This window comes from Streptomyces rectiviolaceus, assembly GCF_039533825.1.
GTDB classification, from domain to species: Bacteria; Actinomycetota; Actinomycetes; order Streptomycetales; family Streptomycetaceae; genus Streptomyces; species Streptomyces rectiviolaceus.
This window is the reverse complement of the sequence record NZ_BAAAUG010000162.1, coordinates 14042-32182: the sequence shown is the minus strand read 5'-3', so window position 1 is coordinate 32182 and position 18141 is coordinate 14042. Positions and strand designations below refer to the sequence as shown.

The following is an 18141-nucleotide window of genomic DNA, read 5'->3' as shown; positions in this document are numbered from 1 at the left end:
GCAAATGAGACCCGAGGTGTCGACGGTGTTTCCTTGAGATTTGCGGGCGTTTGTGGCCCGCCGCCTCGCCCACGATCCTGCCTCCCCCTTCCTCGCCCCTCATTGGACTTTCCCCTCGCTCCCCTTGGACTTTCCCCCAGGTCCCGCGGCCTCCGCCGCCCCCTTCCGGCTCCCGGCACCCCTTCCAACAGCCTTGACACCACCGGCAACTTGGCGCACTACTGGACCTTGCGCAGCGATTTGACAACGTTGTCCAACTCGCAGGGAGGGGCTCGGGGATGCCGCACAGATCACGCAGACCTCGCTTCAGACACCACCGTTCGGCCGCGGTCCTCGGAGCGGCCGCGTTCACGCTCGTCGCGACAGCGCAGGGCGCCGCCGTCGCCAAACCGGAGGAACCGCCCAAAACCGCTCGGGAGTTCGTCTCCTCCTTCGAGGAGGGCGACGCCCAGCCCGACTGGCTGAACACCGTGGAGACCGGCCCCGACGGCAAGAAGCGGACCGCCGGCGTCAACGGCGCGTTCAGTTCGGGGATCCCCGGCAGTGTGAACGACCACGTCACGGAAGTCCGCGCCAGCGGCGAGAACTCCGGCAGTGGCGAGGTCAAGGAGAACCTGACCGACGGTGAGCCCACGAGCAAATGGCTGACCTTCGCGCCCACCGGGTGGGTCGAGTTCGACCTGGACGAACCCGCCAAGGTGGTGACATACGCACTCACTTCGGCGAACGACCACGACGAGCGCGACCCCAAGGACTGGACCCTGCAGGGCTCCACGGACGGCAAGGACTGGAAGGACCTGGACAGCCGGAAGGGCGAGGCGTTCGGGCAGCGGCACCAGACGAAGAAGTACGACATACAGAACGACACCGCGTACTCCCACTACCGCCTGGACGTCACCGCCAACAACGGCGCGTCCGACGCGCTCCAGCTCGCCGACGTCCACCTCTCCGTGGGCGGCAGCGAGACACCCGCCCCCGACGACATGCTCTCGCTCGTCGACCGCGGCCCCAGCGGCTCCCCGACCGCGAAGTCGGGCGCCGGGTTCACCGGCAAGCGCGCGCTGCGCTACGCGGGCACCCACAAGGTGGACGCCCGCGGCTACTCGTACAACAAGGTCTTCGACGTGAACGTCTCGGTGCGGCGTGACACCGAGCTGTCGTACCGGATCTTCCCGTCCATGGCGGAGGGCGACCTCGACTACGACGCCACGAACGTGTCGGTGGACCTCGCCTTCACCGACGGCACCTATCTGAGTGACCTCAAGGCCATGGACCAGCACGGCTTCCCGCTGAACCCGCAGGGTCAGGGCGCCGCGAAGGGTCTCTACGTCAACCAGTGGAACAACGTGGCCTCGCGGATCGGGCAGGTCGCGGGCGGCAAGACCGTCGACCGGGTGCTCGTCGCGTACGACTCCCCCAAGGGCCCGGCGAAGTTCCGGGGCTGGGTGGACGACGTGTCCCTGAAGGAGAAGGCGCCGGCGAAGCCGAAGGCCCACCCTTCGGACTACGCGGACACCACCCGCGGCACCAACTCCAGCGGCGGCTTCTCGCGCGGCAACACCTTCCCGGCGACGGCCGTGCCGCACGGCTTCAACTTCTGGACGCCGGTGACCAACGCGGGCTCCCTGAGCTGGCTCTACGACTACGCGCGCGGCAACAACGCGGACAACCTGCCGACGATCCAGGCGTTCAGCGCGAGCCACGAGCCGAGTCCCTGGATGGGTGACCGGCAGACCTTCCAGATGATGCCGTCGGTCGACAAGGACACACCGTCGGCGTCCCGCACCAAGCGCGCGCTGCCCTTCAAACACGAGAAGGAGACGGCGCGTCCGCACTACTACGGCGTGACGTTCGAGAACGGTCTGAAGGCCGAGATGGCCCCGACCGATCACGCGGCGATGATGAAGTTCACCTATCCCGGTGACGACGCGAGCGTCATCTTCGACAACGTCTCCGAGAAGGGCGGCCTCACCCTCGACGAGGAGAAGGGGATCGTGAGCGGCTTCTCGGACGTCAAGTCCGGGCTCTCCACCGGCGCCACACGCCTCTTCGTGTACGGGACCTTCGACGCGCCCGTCACCGCGGGCGGCAAGCTGGAGGGCGGTGGCGGCGGTGACGTCACCGGCTATCTGCGCTTCAAGGCGGGCAAGGACCGCACGGTCAACCTGCGCCTCGCCACCTCGCTCATCAGCCTCGACCAGGCCAAGGCCAACCTCGACCGCGAGATCCCGTCCGGCACCTCCTTCGACCGCGTGAAGAACGGCGCGCAGAAGAGCTGGGACGACATCCTCGGCAAGGTGGAGGTGGAGGGCGCGAGCGAGGGCCAGCGGACCACGCTCTACTCCAGCCTGTACCGCCTGTACCTCTACCCCAACTCGGGCTTCGAGAAGGTCACTTCGGCGGACGACAAGTCGAAGTACCAGTACGCCTCGCCCTTCTCGCCGCAGACGGGTCCCGACACCCCGACCCACACCGGCGCGAAGATCGTCGACGGAAAGCCGTACGTCAACAACGGCTTCTGGGACACCTATCGAACGACCTGGCCCGCCTACTCGCTCCTCACGCCGAAGAAGGCGGGTGAGCTGGTCGACGGCTTCGTCCAGCAGTACAAGGACGGCGGCTGGACGTCGCGCTGGTCGTCGCCCGGCTACGCGGACCTGATGACGGGCACCTCGTCGGACGTGGCGTTCGCCGACGCGTACGTCAAGGGCGTGGACTTCGACGCCAAGGACGCGTACGACGCCGCGCTGAAGAACGCGACGGTGGTGCCGCCGAGTTCGGGCGTCGGCCGCAAGGGCATGGAGACGTCCCCGTTCCTCGGCTACACCCCCAGCGAGACCCACGAGGGCCTGTCCTGGGCCCTTGAGGGCTACCTCAACGACTACGGCATCTCACGCATGGGCGAGGCCCTCTACAAGAAGACGGGCGAGAAGCACTACAAGGAAGAGTCGGACTACTTCCTCAACCGCGCCCGCGACTACGTGAAGCTCTTCGACGACAAGGCCGGGTTCTTCCAGGGCAAGGACAAAAAGGGCGACTGGCGCGTCCCGTCCGACAAGTTCGACCCGCGCGTGTGGGGTTACGACTACACGGAGACGAACGCCTGGGGCTACGCCTTCACCGCCCCCCAGGACTCGCGCGGCCTGGCCAACCTGTACGGCGGCCGCAAGGGCCTCGGCGACAAGCTGGACAAGTACTTCGCCACTCCGGAGACCGGCTCCGCCGAGTTCGCGGGCTCCTACGGAGGCGTCATCCACGAGATGACCGAGGCACGCGACGTACGCATGGGCATGTACGGGCACTCCAACCAGGTCGCCCACCACGCCGCCTACATGTACGACGCGGCCGGTGAGCCGTCCAAGACGCAGGAGAAGGTCCGCGAGGTCCTCTCCCGCCTCTACACCGGCAGCGAGATCGGGCAGGGCTACCACGGCGACGAGGACAACGGCGAGCAGTCGGCCTGGTACCTCTTCTCCTCGCTCGGCTTCTATCCGCTGGTCATGGGCAGCGGCGAGTACGCGATCGGTTCGCCGCAGTTCACCAAGATGACCGTGCACCTGGACGGCGGGCGCGACCTGGTCGTCAAGGCGCCGAAGAACAGCGCGAAGAACGTCTACGTCCAGGGCCTGAAGGTCAACGGCAAGAAGTGGACCTCAACCGCCCTGCCCCACAAGGAGATCGCACGCGGCGGCGTCCTGGAGTTCGACATGGGCCCGAAGCCGTCGGCATGGGGCACGGGCAAGAACGCCCAGCCGACGTCGGTCACGCAGGACGACAAGGTGCCCGCGCCGCGCGGTGACGCCATCAAGGGTGAGGGCGCGCTCTTCGACAACACCTCGGCCACGGACGCCGCTTCGGCCTCCGTGGAGCTGCCGGTCGCGAAGGCGACCAAGGCCGCGCAGTACACGCTGACGTCGTCCGACAAGGCGAAGGCGCCGCACGGCTGGGTGCTCGAAGGCTCCGACGACGGCGAGAAGTGGGAGCAGCTGGACAAGCGGTCCGGGCAGTCCTTCGCCTGGGACAAGCAGACGCGGGCGTTCACCGTGGACGATCCGGGCGAGTACGAGCGCTACCGGCTCGTCCTTGACGGTTCGGCCACGCTCGCGGAGGTGGAGCTCCTGAGCTGATCCACCAGGAAGAACAGCTCAACGCGGGGGCGGGAGTGGCGAGTTCACTCCCGCCCCCGTTCGCATGCACCCACCGGGGCCGTCGGGGCCGTTGGCCGGAACACCCCTGGCCTCACTCTCCACAGGGATACAGACTCACCTCGTAACACACCATTTGTCATGATCACGCCACTGATGGGAGATCGTTCGTGTTACGAAGATCAGCCAGCCCCTCGGCCTTACGGCGAAGAAGACCCGGCACCCGCTCCAAGGCCATCGCCGTCATCGGCGCCCTCGCCATCGGCGCACCGCTCACCCTCCTCGGCCCCGCCTCCGCGGCGGACCCCTCGCCCACCGCGTCCGGCAAGGCACCGAAGGGCAGTTGTACGGCGCCCAAGGACTGGTCGAGCTGTGTACAGGTGACCACCCGCCTGGACCGGGCCCCTTCGGTGGGGCAGCGGGCCCGCCTCGACATCACCGTCGACACCCGCGTCGACCTCTCCGGCGCCCGCGTCCAGGCCGATCTGCCCGCCGCCGTCGACTGGGCATCCGCGCCCGCGGGATGGCAGTTCAAGGACATCGGCCAGCTGCTGCCGGAGGACGGCGGCACGGTGCACCGCGCCCAGCGCACCATCGACCTGGCGGCCGGGAAGACCCTGCGCTTCTCGCTCCCGGTCAAGGGAGTCAAGGCCGCCGCCACCTCCGTGCGCGCCCGCGTCGACGGCACATCGGCCGAGCCCACCGACCGCGACGAGCACATGCAGCTCCTCACGGTCGGCGCCACGCCCGCCGCCTCGCACCTCGGCCTCGACCAGCGCCGCAACTCCACCGCGCTGCACCAGCTCCCGGACGGCGTCGAGCTCACCCCTGCCAAGCCCGAGCGGCCGTTCGAGCCGGTGGCCGCGAGGACGAAGCTCCCCAAGCCGCACAGCGACGACGCCCCCTCCACCGAACCGTCGGCGAAGGCACTCTCCTGTGTCACCGGCACGGTCGGCTACACGGAGCCGGGCGGCGCGCACCCCTCGCCGAACATCCAGGTCGAGGCCTGGGACGACGACTCCTTCGGCGGCGACGACCGGCTCGACTCCGCGCTGACCGACGGCAGCGGCGGCTTCCGGATGTGCTTCGACAACAACGACACCTCCGGCGGCCAGGACGTGTACGTCAAGGTCCGCACCGAGAGCGGTCTGTGGCGGATCGTCGAGGACAACTTCTTCGGCCGTGACGTCTATGAGTTCCGCTCCGGCCAGCGCGACGACATCGGCGACGGCCGCACGGTGGACTTCGGCCGCATCGCCCCCGGCGACCAGACGATGAACCGGGTCTTCCACGCGTACGACCTGGCGAACCAGGCCAAGAACTGGACGCCGGGCGAGTGCTGGGACTCCCGCGACAGCGGCGACTGCCGCCGCATGGAGATCGTCTACCCCGACGACGACGACGGCGACGGAAGCCGCTACCAGTGGGGCGACAAGAGCGTCTGGCTGGAAGCCGCCGCCCCCGACGACCGCACCGACACCGTGCACGAGTACGGCCACGCGGTGATGGCCGACGTGTACGAGGACAACAGGCCCCCCGCCATCGACAACTGCAGCCCGCACGCCATGGACACCCGCAGTTCGAAGGGGTGCGCCTGGGTCGAGGGCTTCGCCAACTTCTACCCGATGGCGATCTTCAACAACGACGAGTACCGGGGCTGGCACGTCGAGGACACCACGTCCTACGACAGCGGTGACGACACCGAGGGCCGGGTCACCGGATCCCTGTGGGACCTCATGGACCCGTCCGGCGAGCGCTACTGGGACCACCACCAGGAGTCCGCGAAGAACGCCATCTGGGACACCCTGCTCGACCGCCGGTCGAACACCTTCCAGGAGTTCTGGACCCACCGCGGCCAGGAGGGCCACGACGTGGGCTCGGGTCCCGGCGGCGCGCTCTACCAGAACGGCATCGACTACGGCTTCCGCAACCAGCTCACCGACGGACAGTCCAAGACGCTGCCCACACCGGATCCGCAGCACAACTACCGCTACGACACCACCTTCCGCTTCTGGTCGGTCGTGGCGCTGCGGCCACCGGCGGGCGTCGACTACGACCTCGACCTGTACGACGACCAGGCGTTGCAGCAGCGGCTCGACGTCAGCCTGGCCACCGGGGACACCGTCGACTTCATCGCCGTCGACTCCAACGCGCGGGGTCCCGGCGACTACTACCCCGTCGTCAAGCGGCCGCTCGGCGGCACGGGCACCGGCGACTACCGCATCGAGGTCGCCGACAGCGGCAAGCTGCTCATCGGCTCCGACACCAAGGTGATGAACGGCGCCGACGACGTGACCGCCGTCTGGGACACCTGCCCGGCCGCCGGCACCGAGGTCACCATCACCGCGACGCCGTCCGACGCGAGCCAGGACGCGGAGCTGTTCCTGATGGACTCCGACCCGGCCAACGCCAATACCGCGGTCCGCGGCCGCTACGCGGCGACCGCGTCGGGGACCGCGAACGGCCCCGGCCAGGCCGAGTCGTTCAAGTTCACCTCGCAGGGCGGCTGTTACGGAGTCGTCCTCGTCAACAAGGCCGGGACCGGCACGTACACCGTGACCGAGTCCTGACGCCACGGCACGACGTCTGACACCACGGCCTGAAGGGAGCCGCTCGTGCGGGTGGAACCGGCGGGGACACCACCTCGTCCCACCCGCATGCGCGGCCTCCTGCTCCCGCTCCTGCTGGTGGCGGTGACCGCCTGCGGCACGGAGGCGGTCACCGCACCGGCACCCGCCCCACCCCAGGACCCCAAGACCCTCGTCCTGCGCGTCCAGGAGCTCCACAGCGCCCCACGCCCCTGGGACCGCGGCGACCTACCCCGCTTCTCCCTCTACGGCGGCGGGCACGTGATCGCCCCGGCACGGACCTCGGGCGCCCTGCGCACCGCCGTCAACTACCGCCTGACGCCCGCCCGTTACCGCGAACTCACCGACGCGGCCCACGCGGCGGGGCTCGCCCGCGCCCGCCGCCACGAGGACTCCACGTCCACGGACGCCTCCCTCCTGACGGTCACCTACCGCACGCCGGGCGGCCTTCGCGGCACGCGCGTCACCGCGCCCGAAGCCGGGGGCGACGGCGATCGGGGCCGCGTCCTGGACTTCGTACGCACTCGGGTCCCGCCCGCGCCTTCGGACACTCCCCCGCCGGGTGCCACCGCCTACCGCCCGACCGCCCTTGCGATTCTCGCCACCGGCGGGGTCGGCGCCGACGACAGCACGGCGCGACCGTGGCCACTGCGGCCGATTGCCGTCCGCTGCGAGGTGGTGACGGGCGAGGATCTCGTACGCACCCGTCAACTCGCCCTGGAGGCACGGAAGAACACTCGCTGGAGCAGTGGAGGAACGCTCTACGCGGTCGCGTTCAGGCCCCTGCTCCCCGACGAGCACACATGCCGGGACCTCGACCGCCCTTAGGGCTTGCCCGCCGAGAAGAGCCACGTGTCGAACAGGTCCGAGAGGTCCTGCCCCGACTTCTTCTCGCACAGCGCGATGAACTGCTCGGTGTCGGCATTCCCGTGCCGGTGCTCGCGTGTCCAGGTGCGCAGGATGGCGAAGAAGGTGCGATCACCCACCGCCTTGCGCAGCTGATGCAGCGTCATGGCGCCCCTGCCGTACACCGGTGAGTCGGAGACCCGGGTCGCGTTCGGCGGGTCGGCGGCGGGGAAGTCCCAGATGCCCTCGCTCTCCGGGTGCGTGCCGTCGTAGAAGGAGTCGAAGGTCTCCTGGGCGCTGCGGTGTCCGTGCTCCTCGTCCCACAGCCACTCGGCATAGGTGGCGAAGCCCTCGTTCAGCCACATGTCCTGCCATGCGCGGGGCGTGACGGAGTTTCCGAACCACTGGTGGGCCAGTTCGTGGACGACCAGGCGTGCGTCCGGGGCCTCGTCGAAGTACGGCTTGGTCTGCGTCTCCAGGGCGTAGCCGAGGTCGGGGAGGTGGTCGACGACGGCGCCGGTCGACGAGAAGGGGTAGGGCCCGAAGCGGTCGGCGGCCCAGTCGACGACCTCGGGCACCAGGTCGGGGACGTCGACGGGCCCGTCCGCCTCGTCGGGGTCGACGGCCGTGTAGACGGGCAGGCCGTCGTCCGTCGTGCTGGTGGATATGTCAAAGACGCCGGTGACGACGGTCGCGGCATGGCTGGCCATGGGCTCGGGGTTGTGCCAGCGGAAGGTGGTGCGCTTGCCCCGCTGCCGCGTCTCGCGCAGCGTTCCGTTGCTGACCGCGGTGTAGTCGGACGGCACGGTGACGTCGATGTCGTACGTCGCCTTGTCGGACGGGTGGTGGTTGCCGGGGAACCACGTCATGGAGCCGGTGGGCTCGCCGAGCGCCGCCACGCCGTCGTCCGTCTCGATCCAGCCCTCGTCACCGCCGTCCTCCGCCGTGAGCATCTTGGGCGTCCCGCCGTACCGGACGGTGGCCTTGAAGGTCTCCCCCTTGCCGATGGACCGGTCGGGAGTGAGCGTCAGCTTGTTCTTCTTCCTGCTGAAGCGGGCGTCCGAGCCGTCGATCTCGGCACGGCGCACGCGCAGGCCCGCGAGGTCCAGGCTGAAGCGGGACAGGTCCTCGGTCGCCCGCGCGGTGATCACAGCGGTGCCCGTCAGGTGGTTGCCGTCCGGGGTGTAGTCGAGGGTCAGGGCGTAGTGCGCGACGTCGTAGCCGCCGTTGCCGAGCGCCGGGAACAGGTGGTCGTCGACGCGATTCCCGCGTGCGTCGAGCATGACGAGGTCCCGCACGGTGCCGTCGCCGTCGTCGCCGTCCCACCAGGTGCGGAAGAGTTCGGCGAACCGCTTGGCCTCGGCCGACTTCGCGGAGAGGTCGGTCTGCACCTCTACGTCGTAGGCATCGGAATCGGCATCGGAATCGGTGAGTTCGACCGTGTACAGGGCCTGCGCGTGGCGTGCGGTGCGGGACTCGCCGGTGTCGCGGGCCCAGGAGCGGAACTGCTCAAGGAGGCGGTGGTGGGACTCCCGTACGGGGTCGTCCTGGTCACCCGGGGTCTTCGTGTCGCACGCCGTCAGAGCGAGGCAGACGGCCGCCGCGAGCACGGCGGGGCGGTTCATGGTGTGGTCTCCATCCGGTCGTCCGCAGGGGAAGAGGGGCGGAGGCACCCTCAGGTTGCCGCCGCCCCTCACTCAAAGAGGGCTCTGCCTGCGGTTACGCGGGCGCCACGAGCTGGTTCTCCGAGCCGATGCCGGAGGCGTTGCCGTCGGCGTAGAGGGTCAGCTCGCCGTCCGACCAGCGCACGATGGTGTCATCGGCCCAGGGGTTGTCGGTGAAGTCGCCGCCGCTGACGAGCAGGGCGTGCTTCCACAGGCCGCTCGGGGCCTGCCACTTGTTCTCGCCCCAGGAAGAACCGGTGCCGGTGAAGTCCTGATACTGCGTCAGCTCGCCGTCGGACCAGCGCACGATCAGGTCCCAGGTGTCGTCGCCCGAGTAGTCGCCCGCGGTGATCTGGGTGGCGTGCTTCCACGTACCGGCCAGCGATGTGCCCGGCGATACGACCTTGATCTCCTTGCCGAGCTTCTTGTTGTCACCGGTGTTCTGGTAGAGCGTGACTTCGCCGTCCGACCAGCGCACGACAAGGTCGTCCTGCCACTTGTTGCCGCCGAAACGGCCCGAGGTGATCGCCTCGGCGTGCTTCCAGGTGCCGTTCGCGGCGGCCAGCTGGTACTCGCCGTGGAAGCCCTTCTCGTCGACCGACGGGTAGAGCGTCACCTCGCCGTCCGACCAGCGGACGATGAGGTCGGAGCCGTTGTCACCGGTGAAGTCGCCCGCGACGACCTGCTTGGCGTGCTTGCCCCACAGGGCGTTGGGGCCCTGGACCTTGAACTCCTTGTCGAAGTGGTTCTTGGCCTTGCCCGCGCCGCGGTAGATGCTCAGCTCGCCGTCCGACCACATGACGAACATGTCCATCCGGTCGTCGGGGACCGGGCCGTCGAGGGCGAAGTAGCCGTTGGCTATGGACTTGGCGTGCTTCCACGTGCCGGCGCCGGGCAGGACCGGGTCGGCCATCGGCGGCGGGTTGATGCTCGCGGGCTGCTTGCCCGCCTTCGCGGCGTCGTAGATCCGCTTCACGTCGTTGTCGAAGTACGACGAGTACGAGGTGTCGGAGCTGTGGCCGCCGGTCATCCAGCCTCCGGTGACTCCGATCAGCTTGGGCGACTCGCTGCCCGCGGTGATGAAGGGGCCGCCCGATGTGCCGCCGACGTAGCCGTCGCAGTTGATCTCGGTGAAGGTGCCGCCGCGCCAGAGCCTGCCGCCGCCGTCCTTGGTGTTGCCGCTGGTGTACTTCTTCGTCGGCGTGGTGCAGCTGAGCGGGTCCTGCTTCGGCTTGTAGTTGCCGCCGCCGTACAGATACGGGTAGCCGATGGCGTGCGCGGTGTGGCTGAAGCCGGTGTTGAAGCCCATCGGGATGGCCCCGACGACGTTCTCGACCTCCTTGCCGTCGCTGCGCGGCTCGGTGGCGAGGAACGCGACGTCGACGTCGGTGAAGTTCTCCTCGCTCTTCTTGGACCCGGTGTAGCCGGGGTCCTTGAAGATGTGGCCCTTCTTGATGGGGTACATGCCGTGCGGCATCGGGCTCTTCGCGCTGTGCTGCGGCACGAAGATCAGGTTCGTCTTCTGGTCGTTGCTGTCGAAGCAGTGCGCCGCCGACGCGACCAGGTTCTTGCCCGGGGACGGGACGACGGTGCCGCCGCAGAAGCGGTAGTCGTAGCGGTCCGGGTAGTCGTTGCCCGCCTTCTGCGCCCAGTAGAAGGTGCCGACTTCCTTGATGCCCTTGAAGGTGTGCGAGGGCGAGCGAAGCATGCCGTCCCGGGGCGCCGCCTCCTCGTCGCTCTCCTCGGCCGCCGCGGCCTCGCGAGCCTGCTGCTCCTCGACCGGCTTGGCCTGGGCCATGCGCTCCGGCGTCCAGAACTTCTCGAGCTCGGGGGCCAGGTCCTGGTCAGGGTCCTGGGAGGGCGACTTCGACGGGGTCGGGGTCGCAGTCGCCGACGGAGTCGAGGTCGGCGTAGGCGTGGCCGCGGTGGGCGTTGGCGTGGCCGCACTGGGCGTCGGCGTCGGGTCCGGGGCGGACCAGGCCGGTCCCGCGGCGGCAAGGAGCGCTGCCGCGGCAGCAATCGCAGTCAGGCTGCGTTTCATTCTCACGGTTGTGTTCCCCCACAAAAACGGACCCCGGTCATCCGGGGCCCGATTGGTACAGATCAATCGAGAAGGTACGTTACGCACAGATCGAACGATGTGTCGATTGGGGCGGAACTTGCTGATTGCCCCCTAAGTGATGTATTGCACCAGCCGGTTGATCGGAGAAGAGCAGTGGGGAAGACGGGGCGATTCGCTCGAACCGGGATGCGCGCGGGGGTGCTCGCGACAGGGGCGCTGCTCCTGACGGTGGGGTGTTCCGGGAGTGACGGCGGCGGCAGCGGGTCTGCGTCCCCGTCTGCGTCCGCGAAGGACAACCCCAATCTGCTGCTCGGGTTCCGTACGTGGCTCAAGACGAACGACTCGGAGCGCGACGACGCTCTGGCGGGCCACGCCCTGAACGTCAGCCTCGACTACCGGTCCGGTGACCGCGACGGGGTGGTCGAGGTCCTCACCGACTACGGCCCCTGGGGCGAGGCCGAGGATCAAGTCGGGCCGCTGGCAAAGGCGTTCACGACGTGGTGGGACGAGGATCCGGCGGCCGGAAGCGCACACTTCCTCGGGCAGGGCGGAAAGACAGCGAAGAAGGCCAAGCTCTACGACGGTGACAAGCCGTCGAACCTCCTGGAGGAATTCCGCTCCTGGTCCGTCAAGAACTCACCGAGCAGCGAACGCCTCACCCCGCACATCACCGAACTCACCATCGGATACGGGGCGAAGGGCTCCGGCGCCGTCACCGTCTCGACCGACTACGTCACGCACAAGGACGACAAGACCCAGCAGAACGTCGACGCCCTCAGCGAGGCGTTCGCCGACTGGTGGGACGGCGACGAGAGCGCGGAATCCGTCACGGTGACCAGCGAGGATCAGGGCAGCCACGCCGAGAGGCGGCTGTGAGCGGGACACCGACGGCGGCCTGAACGAACTCACACCAGACGATCTTTCCGGGATCGCGCTCGGCGACCCCCCACTTGTCGGCCAGGGCCGCCACGAGCAGCAGGCCACGCCCCGACTCGTCGGCACCCTCCCCTTCGCCGACGGGCCGGGGCCATCCGTCGCCGCTGTCGTGCACCTCGACACGGAGTACGTCACCGTCGCGGCTCAGGTACAGCCGGAACCCCCGCCCCGGCGGGGCGCCGTGCAGCAAGGCATTGGTCGCCAACTCGCTTACGCAGAGGGTGATTTCGTACGCCCGGTCGCCGATCCCCCAGTCGGCGAGCGCGGCGCTCGCGAAGGCGCGGGCGGCGGGGACGGACTGGCGTTCGCGCCGGTAGAAGCGTTCGCGTGGAGTTTCGTCATTCACGTGACGAGAGTCACGCTCCGTGGCCATCATGAAGCAGTACGTGAACCCGTACAGCTGGGCTGTACGGGTTCACTGCGTGAATGCACGCCCTCTGGTGGGGAGTTGGCCCGTATGAGCAGCCCAAAGCGACGTTCGCGCAGGAACGCATCGGCGATGCGGATGGTGGGCGCGCTGCTCGCCGTCCACCGCGAGGCGGCCGGGTACACACAGAGGTCGCTGGCCGAACGGTTCGTGATCGGCGAGGAGGCCATCGCCTCTATTGAGCAGGGGCGGCGGCCGCTGAAGATGGACTTGGCGGTGCAGCTTGACCAACTCCTGGGCACCAACCGGACGTTGGAGACCGCCGTCGACAATATGCCGGAGGTGGATCTCGTGCCGAGGTTCGCCGAGGAGTACATGGATCGGGAGCGGGAGGCCATTGCGATCTCCTGGTACGAGAGTCTGCTGATGCCCGGCCTACTCCAGACCGAGGAGTACGCACGGGCCGTCTTTCGCAGCCGCGTCCCGGTGTACGACGAAGACGAGATCGAACAGCTCGTCGCGAAGCGCATCGAGCGGCGAGACATCCTGCATCAAAAGCAGCCCCCGATGATCAGCTTCGTAATCTGGGAGGCCGCACTACGCGACCAACTGGGGGGACCCAAGGTGCACGCCCAGCAGGTGCGCCACCTCCGCGAATACGCCGAACTGCCTGGCCTCTGGCTGCAAATCCTGCCTCTGGGCCGCACCTCTCACGCTGGGCTCGCGGGTCCATTCATCTTGCTGGAAACCCCCGAGCACCAAAGGCTCGCCTACACCGAAACGGTCCGCGGAAGCCAGCTGATCTTCGATGCAGACGAGGTGGCGATCCTGAACCAGAAGTATGCGATGCTGCGGACGCAGGCCCTCAACACCGAGGACACCAAGGGCCTGTTGAACCGGATGCTAGGAGAGCAATGAGCGGCAGCACAGCGCTTAAGTGGTTCAAGTCCAGCCATAGCAGCGACGAAGGCGGCGCCTGCCTCGAAGTCGCCTACGCCTGGCGCAAGTCGAGCTACAGCGGCAGCAACGGCGGCGAGTGCCTAGAGATCGCACCCCACCCCACCGCCGTACACATCCGCGACTCCAAGAACCCGGAAGACGCCCCGCACCTCACCGTGGCCCCGGAAGCCTGGACCGCCTTCTTGGCCCTGCCCGAATAACCAGGTGCACGCCAGCGGACCCGGCAGCGCCCCCGCCGCCCGACGGCCCGGGGCCGACCTGGAGTGCCCGTCACGTGAACACCTATCCCCGGCGCACGCTCACGCTTGCCCTTCTCTCGCTCCTCCAGTTCCTCATCGCGATCGACGTCACCGTCGTGAACGTCGCGCTCCCCGCCATCGGGGAGCGTTTCGACGCGGGTCCGGCCGCCCTTTCCTGGGTGGTCACCGGCTACACCCTCGTCGGCGGCGGCCTGCTGCTGCTCGGTGGGCGGCTGACCGATCTGCTCGGCAGGCGGCGGATGTTCCTGCTCGGCGCCGCCCTCTTCGCCATCGCCTCGCTCGCTGCGGGGCTCGCGCCGAACCTGGAGACGCTGATCGCCGCCCGCTTCGCACAGGGCGCGGGCGAGGCCCTCGCCTCACCCGCCGCGATGTCACTGATCGCGCTGCTCTTCCCAGGGCCCGAGGAGCGTGCCAAGGCGCTCGGGGTCTGGGGTGCGATCTCGGCGGGCGGGCTCGTCGTCGGCGTACTGCTCTCCGGCGTGATCGTCCAACTCCTCGACTGGCGCTGGATCTTCGGCATCAATGTGCCGCTCGCAGCGGTCGTCATCGCAATCACGCCCACGCTCGTGCGGGCGGACGGTCCGCGCGCCGCCGGGCGCCGCCTCGACCTGCTCGGCGCGGCGCTGCTGACGGGCGGCCCCATCACCCTCGTCTACGGCATCCTGCGCGGATCAGTGGCGGCGACGCTCGCCGGAGCGGTACTCCTCGGCGCCTTCGTGCTCGTCGAGGCGCGTACGAAGAGTCCGCTCGTGCCGCTCTCCTTCTTCGCGCACCGCACCCGCGCAGTCGCGAACGCGGCGACGGTACCGCTCAGCGCGGGCCTCTCGACCAGCTTCTTCCTGCTCACCCTCTACATGCAGGAAGTCGTCGAACTCTCGCCGCTGCAGGCCGGGTTGGCGTATCTGCCGTTCTGTGGCGCGCTCTTGGCGGCGATCTTCCTGACGTCCCGGTTGATCGGGGCGTTCGGCACGAAGCGCACCGCGCTGCTCGGTCTCCTCGTCACGGCGGCGGGGCTCGGCTGGCTGGCCCGGCTGCCCGACCGGGGCGGGCTGTGGGTGGACGTGCTGCCCGGCATGATCGGCGTCGCCGCCGGGATGGGAATCGGGCTGCTCGCCCTGCAGAACGCCGCGCTCTCGGACGTCACCGAGGACGACGCGGGCACGGCTTCCGGTGTGCAGCGCTCCGTGGACCAGCTCGGCGGCTCGCTCGGTCTCGCGGTGCTCGTGGGCGCGGTGGTCGGTGGCGGCAGCGCTCAAGTGGCCGACTACCGTGCCGCGTTCGGGTGGGCGGCGGTCGGCGTGCTCGTCGCGGCGGCGGGTGTGGCGCTCACCGCCCGCACGTGCCCTCCCCGGGACCCTGCCTGACCGCTCAGCCGGTCCCGCATCCGGTCCCGCCCAGCGCGAGCCGCATGGCGTCCCGCGTCGCCGCTCCCTCCGCGAAGGCCGCCGCGAAGGCCCGCTCGCCGAGGGTGCGGCGCACGAGGTGCTCGACTTCGGTATGGGCTTCGTGGAACGGCCGTAGGCCCGTCAGCGCGACGCCCGTCGTCCGCAGGAGTCGGCATGCCGCCCCTATCAGCCGGGCGGCCCGGCCATGGTCCCCGGTGGCGGCGACGGCCCAGGCCATGGCTTCCATGCCCCACACGGTCCCCCAGCGGTCACCGATGGCCCACTGCCTGCGCAGGGAGTCACGGAACAGATCCACCGCCCGGTGCGGGTCGCCGTGCCGGAGCTCCGCGAGCCCCATACCCCAAAGCCCCCAGGAATGTGCCCAGCCCGCACCGTGGGCGTCGGCCTCGTTCACGTACTCCCGCCCGGCCGCAAGGGCAGGCTCCCGTTCACCGAAGAAGGACGCCGCCATGGACCAGAGCATGGTCGCCATATGAGCATCGCCCACCTGGCCGTCGGCCCGGAAACGCTCCCTGGCGCTTGCCAGGAGCGCGATGGACCGTACGTCCGCGTAGACGAGGAAGGCGAAGGCGCCCTCCATGTAGGCGAGCACGCCAAGGGATTCGCCGTCCTCGACGGCGTTGCCGAGCCGCACGGCATCGGTCAGGAGTCGCTCGGCGGAGGACCGGTCCCCCTGGCACAGCGCGATCCAGGCGGTGAGCGCCAGGCAGCCGACCCGCAGCGGGGCGGGCGCCTCGGGAGCGAGGTCAAGGGTGCGGGTCAGCCAATGGCGGCCCTCCCCGAGCGAGCTGGTGAAGAACCAGTACCGGGTGCGGGTGAGGTTCGCGGCGATCCCGAGGCCGACCGTGGCGTCGCCCTCCCCTGTGACGCAGAAGTCCAGGGCCGCCCGCAGGTTCGGCGACTCCAGGCGCAGCCGGGACAGCCAGGCGACCTCGTCGGGCCCGCACCACCGCTCCGCCGCCCGCGCGGCCATGTCCGCGTAGTACGCGCAGTGGCGCCGCCGCAGCGGGATGTCCCGGCCGAGCTCCTGGAGCCTGCACTGCCCGTACTGGCGCAGGGTCTCCAGCATTCTGTACCGGGCCCGGGGTCCTGTCGTGTCGACGGTGAGCACCGACTTGTGCGCGAGGGCGGCGAGGACGTCCACGATGTCCTCACGCGTCATGTCCTCGCCCGGGCACACCGCCTCGGCCGCCGCGAGGTCGAAGCCTCCGGAGAACACCGACACCCCTGCCCACAGGCTCTTCTCGCGTTCGTCGCACAGGTCGTGGCTCCAGTCGACGACGCCGCGCAGGGTGCGCTGATGCCGGGGTCCTGTGCGCGCCCCGCTGTCGGAGAGCAGCCGGAACCGGTCGTCGAGGCGCTCCAGGATCTCCTCGGCGGAGAGCGTGCCGAGCCGCACCGCTGCCAGCTCGATCGCCAGCGGAATGCCGTCCAGACGACGGCACAGGCGGCCCACGGCTTCCTCATTGCGGGCGGTGATCCGGAAGTGCGGGGCGCAGGCCTCGGCACGGTCGGCAAGAAGCCGCACGGCTTCACAGCGCGTCAGCGTCGGTGGTGCGCCCCGGTCCCGGGGGACGGCAAGCGGCGGTACGGGCAGCAAGTACTCCCCGGGGACGCGCAGCCCCTGGCGGCTCGTGGCCAGCACGCGCAGGCCCGGGGCCGCGCGCAGCAGCGTACCCACGAGGCGCCCTGCCGCTTCGGCGACGTGCTCGCAGTTGTCGAGGACCAGCAGCAACTGCCGCTCCCGCAGGTGCTCGACGAGCACCTCCGTACCGGGGCGCGACGACAGGTCGGGGATGCCGAGCGCCTCGGCGACCGCACGGTCCAGGAGCTGCGGCTCGGTCAGGGGCGCGAGGTCGGCGAGCCATGCGCCGTGCGGGAAGGCCCACGAGGCCTCGGCCGCCGCGCGCAGCGCGAGGCGCGTCTTGCCGACGCCGCCGGGCCCGGTGAGCGTGACGAGGCGGGCGTTCTCCAGCAGCTTCCGCGTTCTGCGGAGCATGCTCTCCCGGCCGATGAACGTCGTCGTCTCGGCGGGCAGGTTTCCCTCGGACCGTGGGCCCTCCGGCGACGCCGGTGCGGTCAGGGAGCGGTCTGCCGTGAGCATCTGCTGATGGAGTTGCCACAACTCCGGCCCCGGGTCCACGCCCAACTCCTCAAGGAGCAGCGCGCTGACGGTGCGGTAGCACTCCAGGGCTTCGCCCTGCCGACCCGAGCGGTAGAGGGCCAGCATGCGCTGCGCCCAGAAGCGCTCCTGCAGCGGGTGGGCCGCGGTCAGTTCGCGCAGGCGCGGCAGTACGTCCGTGTGCCGCCCGAGCTGGAAGTCGGCGTCGGTGCGCAACTCCAGCGCGCCGAGGCGGCGCTCGTTCAGTGCGGGGACGACCTCCAGCTGCAGCCGCTCCGACGGAACGTCCGAAAGCGGCTCTCCGCGCCACAGCGCCAGCGCCTCGCCGAGGAGCGCCGAAGCCCGCTCCGCCGCCTGCGCTGCCGCGGCGGCCCGTGCCCGGGTCACCAGGGCATCGAATCGGTGCAGGTCCAGGGCGTCGTCGGGCACGTCGATGAGATAGCCGTCCGCGCAGGTGCGGATCGGCCCTTCGGCCGGGCCGCCCAGGGTTCTGCGCAGCCGCAGCACGTAATTCTGCAGGGCGTTGCGGGCGCCGTGCGGCGGCTCGTCCCACAGCCTGGCGATCAGGGTGTCGGTGGGGACGATCTTGTTGGCGTCCACCAGGAGCGACGCCAGAAGGGCCCGCTGTTTCGCTGCCCGCATTGCCACGGGCCTGCCGTCGAACAGCACCTCAAGAGGCCCCAGAAGCCTGTACTCAAACACCTTGATCCCCACCCCCGTCACCCTGAGTCATCATTCCATCACGAGTGGTGAGTGTCGAGTGACCGCCGAGTGACCGGCACGAC

The 18141-nt window shown here is 69.5% G+C and carries 11 protein-coding genes; 7 read left to right on the top strand and 4 right to left on the bottom strand.

Going from position 1 to position 18141, the window contains the following annotated elements; genetic code table 11:
• The first annotated feature begins 278 nt into the window (after nucleotides 1–278).
• From ABD378_RS36205 to ABD378_RS36195, 3 genes are all read left to right on the top strand, one after another.
• A complete protein-coding gene (locus tag ABD378_RS36205) occupies nucleotides 279–4127 on the top strand; it encodes a GH92 family glycosyl hydrolase (protein WP_344528227.1) in 3849 nt (1282 codons plus the stop codon).
• A 188-nt stretch (nucleotides 4128–4315) separates the two neighbouring features.
• Nucleotides 4316–6715 (top strand): hypothetical protein, encoded by a 2400-nt coding sequence (locus ABD378_RS36200; protein ID WP_344528226.1) that lies wholly within the window; start codon nucleotides 4316–4318, stop codon nucleotides 6713–6715.
• A 45-nt stretch (nucleotides 6716–6760) separates the two neighbouring features.
• Nucleotides 6761–7561, top strand: a complete 801-nt coding sequence (locus ABD378_RS36195; RefSeq protein WP_344528224.1) for a hypothetical protein — start codon at nucleotides 6761–6763, stop codon at nucleotides 7559–7561.
• On the opposite strand, the gene ABD378_RS36190 is transcribed toward ABD378_RS36195, so the two are convergent.
• Together ABD378_RS36190 and ABD378_RS36185 are read right to left on the bottom strand one after the other, a co-directional pair.
• A complete protein-coding gene (locus tag ABD378_RS36190) occupies nucleotides 7558–9204 on the bottom strand; it encodes a M1 family metallopeptidase (protein ID WP_344528222.1) in 1647 nt (548 codons plus the stop codon). The two genes, ABD378_RS36195 and ABD378_RS36190, sit on opposite strands and share 4 nt — an antisense overlap.
• Nucleotides 9205–9298: 94 nt before the next feature.
• A complete protein-coding gene (locus tag ABD378_RS36185) occupies nucleotides 9299–11284 on the bottom strand; it encodes a trypsin-like serine peptidase (RefSeq protein ID WP_344528220.1) in 1986 nt (661 codons plus the stop codon).
• 219 nt (nucleotides 11285–11503) lie between these two features.
• On the opposite strand from ABD378_RS36185, the gene ABD378_RS36180 reads away from it, so the two are divergent.
• A complete protein-coding gene (locus tag ABD378_RS36180; RefSeq protein WP_344528218.1) occupies nucleotides 11504–12181 on the top strand; it encodes a hypothetical protein in 678 nt (225 codons plus the stop codon).
• Here the strand turns inward: ABD378_RS36180 and ABD378_RS36175 are convergent.
• Nucleotides 12132–12614, bottom strand: a complete 483-nt coding sequence (locus tag ABD378_RS36175) for an ATP-binding protein (RefSeq protein ID WP_344528316.1) — start codon at nucleotides 12612–12614, stop codon at nucleotides 12132–12134. The two genes, ABD378_RS36180 and ABD378_RS36175, sit on opposite strands and share 50 nt — an antisense overlap.
• A gap of 84 nt (nucleotides 12615–12698) precedes the next feature.
• On the opposite strand from ABD378_RS36175, the gene ABD378_RS36170 reads away from it, so the two are divergent.
• The 3 genes from ABD378_RS36170 to ABD378_RS36160 all read left to right on the top strand — a co-directional run bounded on the left by ABD378_RS36170 (nucleotide 12699) and on the right by ABD378_RS36160 (nucleotide 15192).
• Nucleotides 12699–13526 carry a helix-turn-helix domain-containing protein gene (locus ABD378_RS36170; protein ID WP_344528216.1) on the top strand — a complete coding sequence of 276 codons (828 nt, stop codon included), beginning with the start codon at nucleotides 12699–12701 and terminating at the stop codon, nucleotides 13524–13526.
• Nucleotides 13523–13768, top strand: a complete 246-nt coding sequence (locus tag ABD378_RS36165) for a DUF397 domain-containing protein (protein WP_344528214.1) — start codon at nucleotides 13523–13525, stop codon at nucleotides 13766–13768. The genes ABD378_RS36170 and ABD378_RS36165 overlap by 4 nt, the downstream gene beginning before the upstream one ends.
• Nucleotides 13769–13842: 74 nt before the next feature.
• The gene (locus ABD378_RS36160; protein ID WP_344528212.1) at nucleotides 13843–15192 is read left to right on the top strand and encodes an MFS transporter; all 1350 of its coding nucleotides are present in this window, start codon (nucleotides 13843–13845) and stop codon (nucleotides 15190–15192) included.
• Between the two features lie 4 nt (nucleotides 15193–15196).
• Here the strand turns inward: ABD378_RS36160 and ABD378_RS36155 are convergent, their stop codons facing one another.
• Complete coding sequence (locus tag ABD378_RS36155) at nucleotides 15197–17998, bottom strand: AfsR/SARP family transcriptional regulator (protein ID WP_344528210.1); 2802 nt, start codon at nucleotides 17996–17998, stop codon at nucleotides 15197–15199.
• Between the last annotated feature and the right edge of the window lie 143 nt (nucleotides 17999–18141).

Bases quoted from the DNA above. Each gene is read 5' to 3' on its own strand.
- ABD378_RS36205 (WP_344528227.1), top strand. From the start codon at position 279: ATGCCGCACAGATCACGCAGACCTCGCTTCAGACACCACCGTTCGGCC.
- ABD378_RS36190 (WP_344528222.1), bottom strand. From the start codon at position 9,204: ATGAACCGCCCCGCCGTGCTCGCGGCGGCCGTCTGCCTCGCTCTGACG.
- ABD378_RS36185 (WP_344528220.1), bottom strand. From the start codon at position 11,284: ATGAAACGCAGCCTGACTGCGATTGCTGCCGCGGCAGCGCTCCTTGCC.
- ABD378_RS36175 (WP_344528316.1), bottom strand. From the start codon at position 12,614: ATGGCCACGGAGCGTGACTCTCGTCACGTGAATGACGAAACTCCACGC.
- ABD378_RS36170 (WP_344528216.1), top strand. From the start codon at position 12,699: ATGAGCAGCCCAAAGCGACGTTCGCGCAGGAACGCATCGGCGATGCGG.
- ABD378_RS36165 (WP_344528214.1), top strand. From the start codon at position 13,523: ATGAGCGGCAGCACAGCGCTTAAGTGGTTCAAGTCCAGCCATAGCAGC.
- ABD378_RS36155 (WP_344528210.1), bottom strand. From the start codon at position 17,998: ATGCGGGCAGCGAAACAGCGGGCCCTTCTGGCGTCGCTCCTGGTGGAC.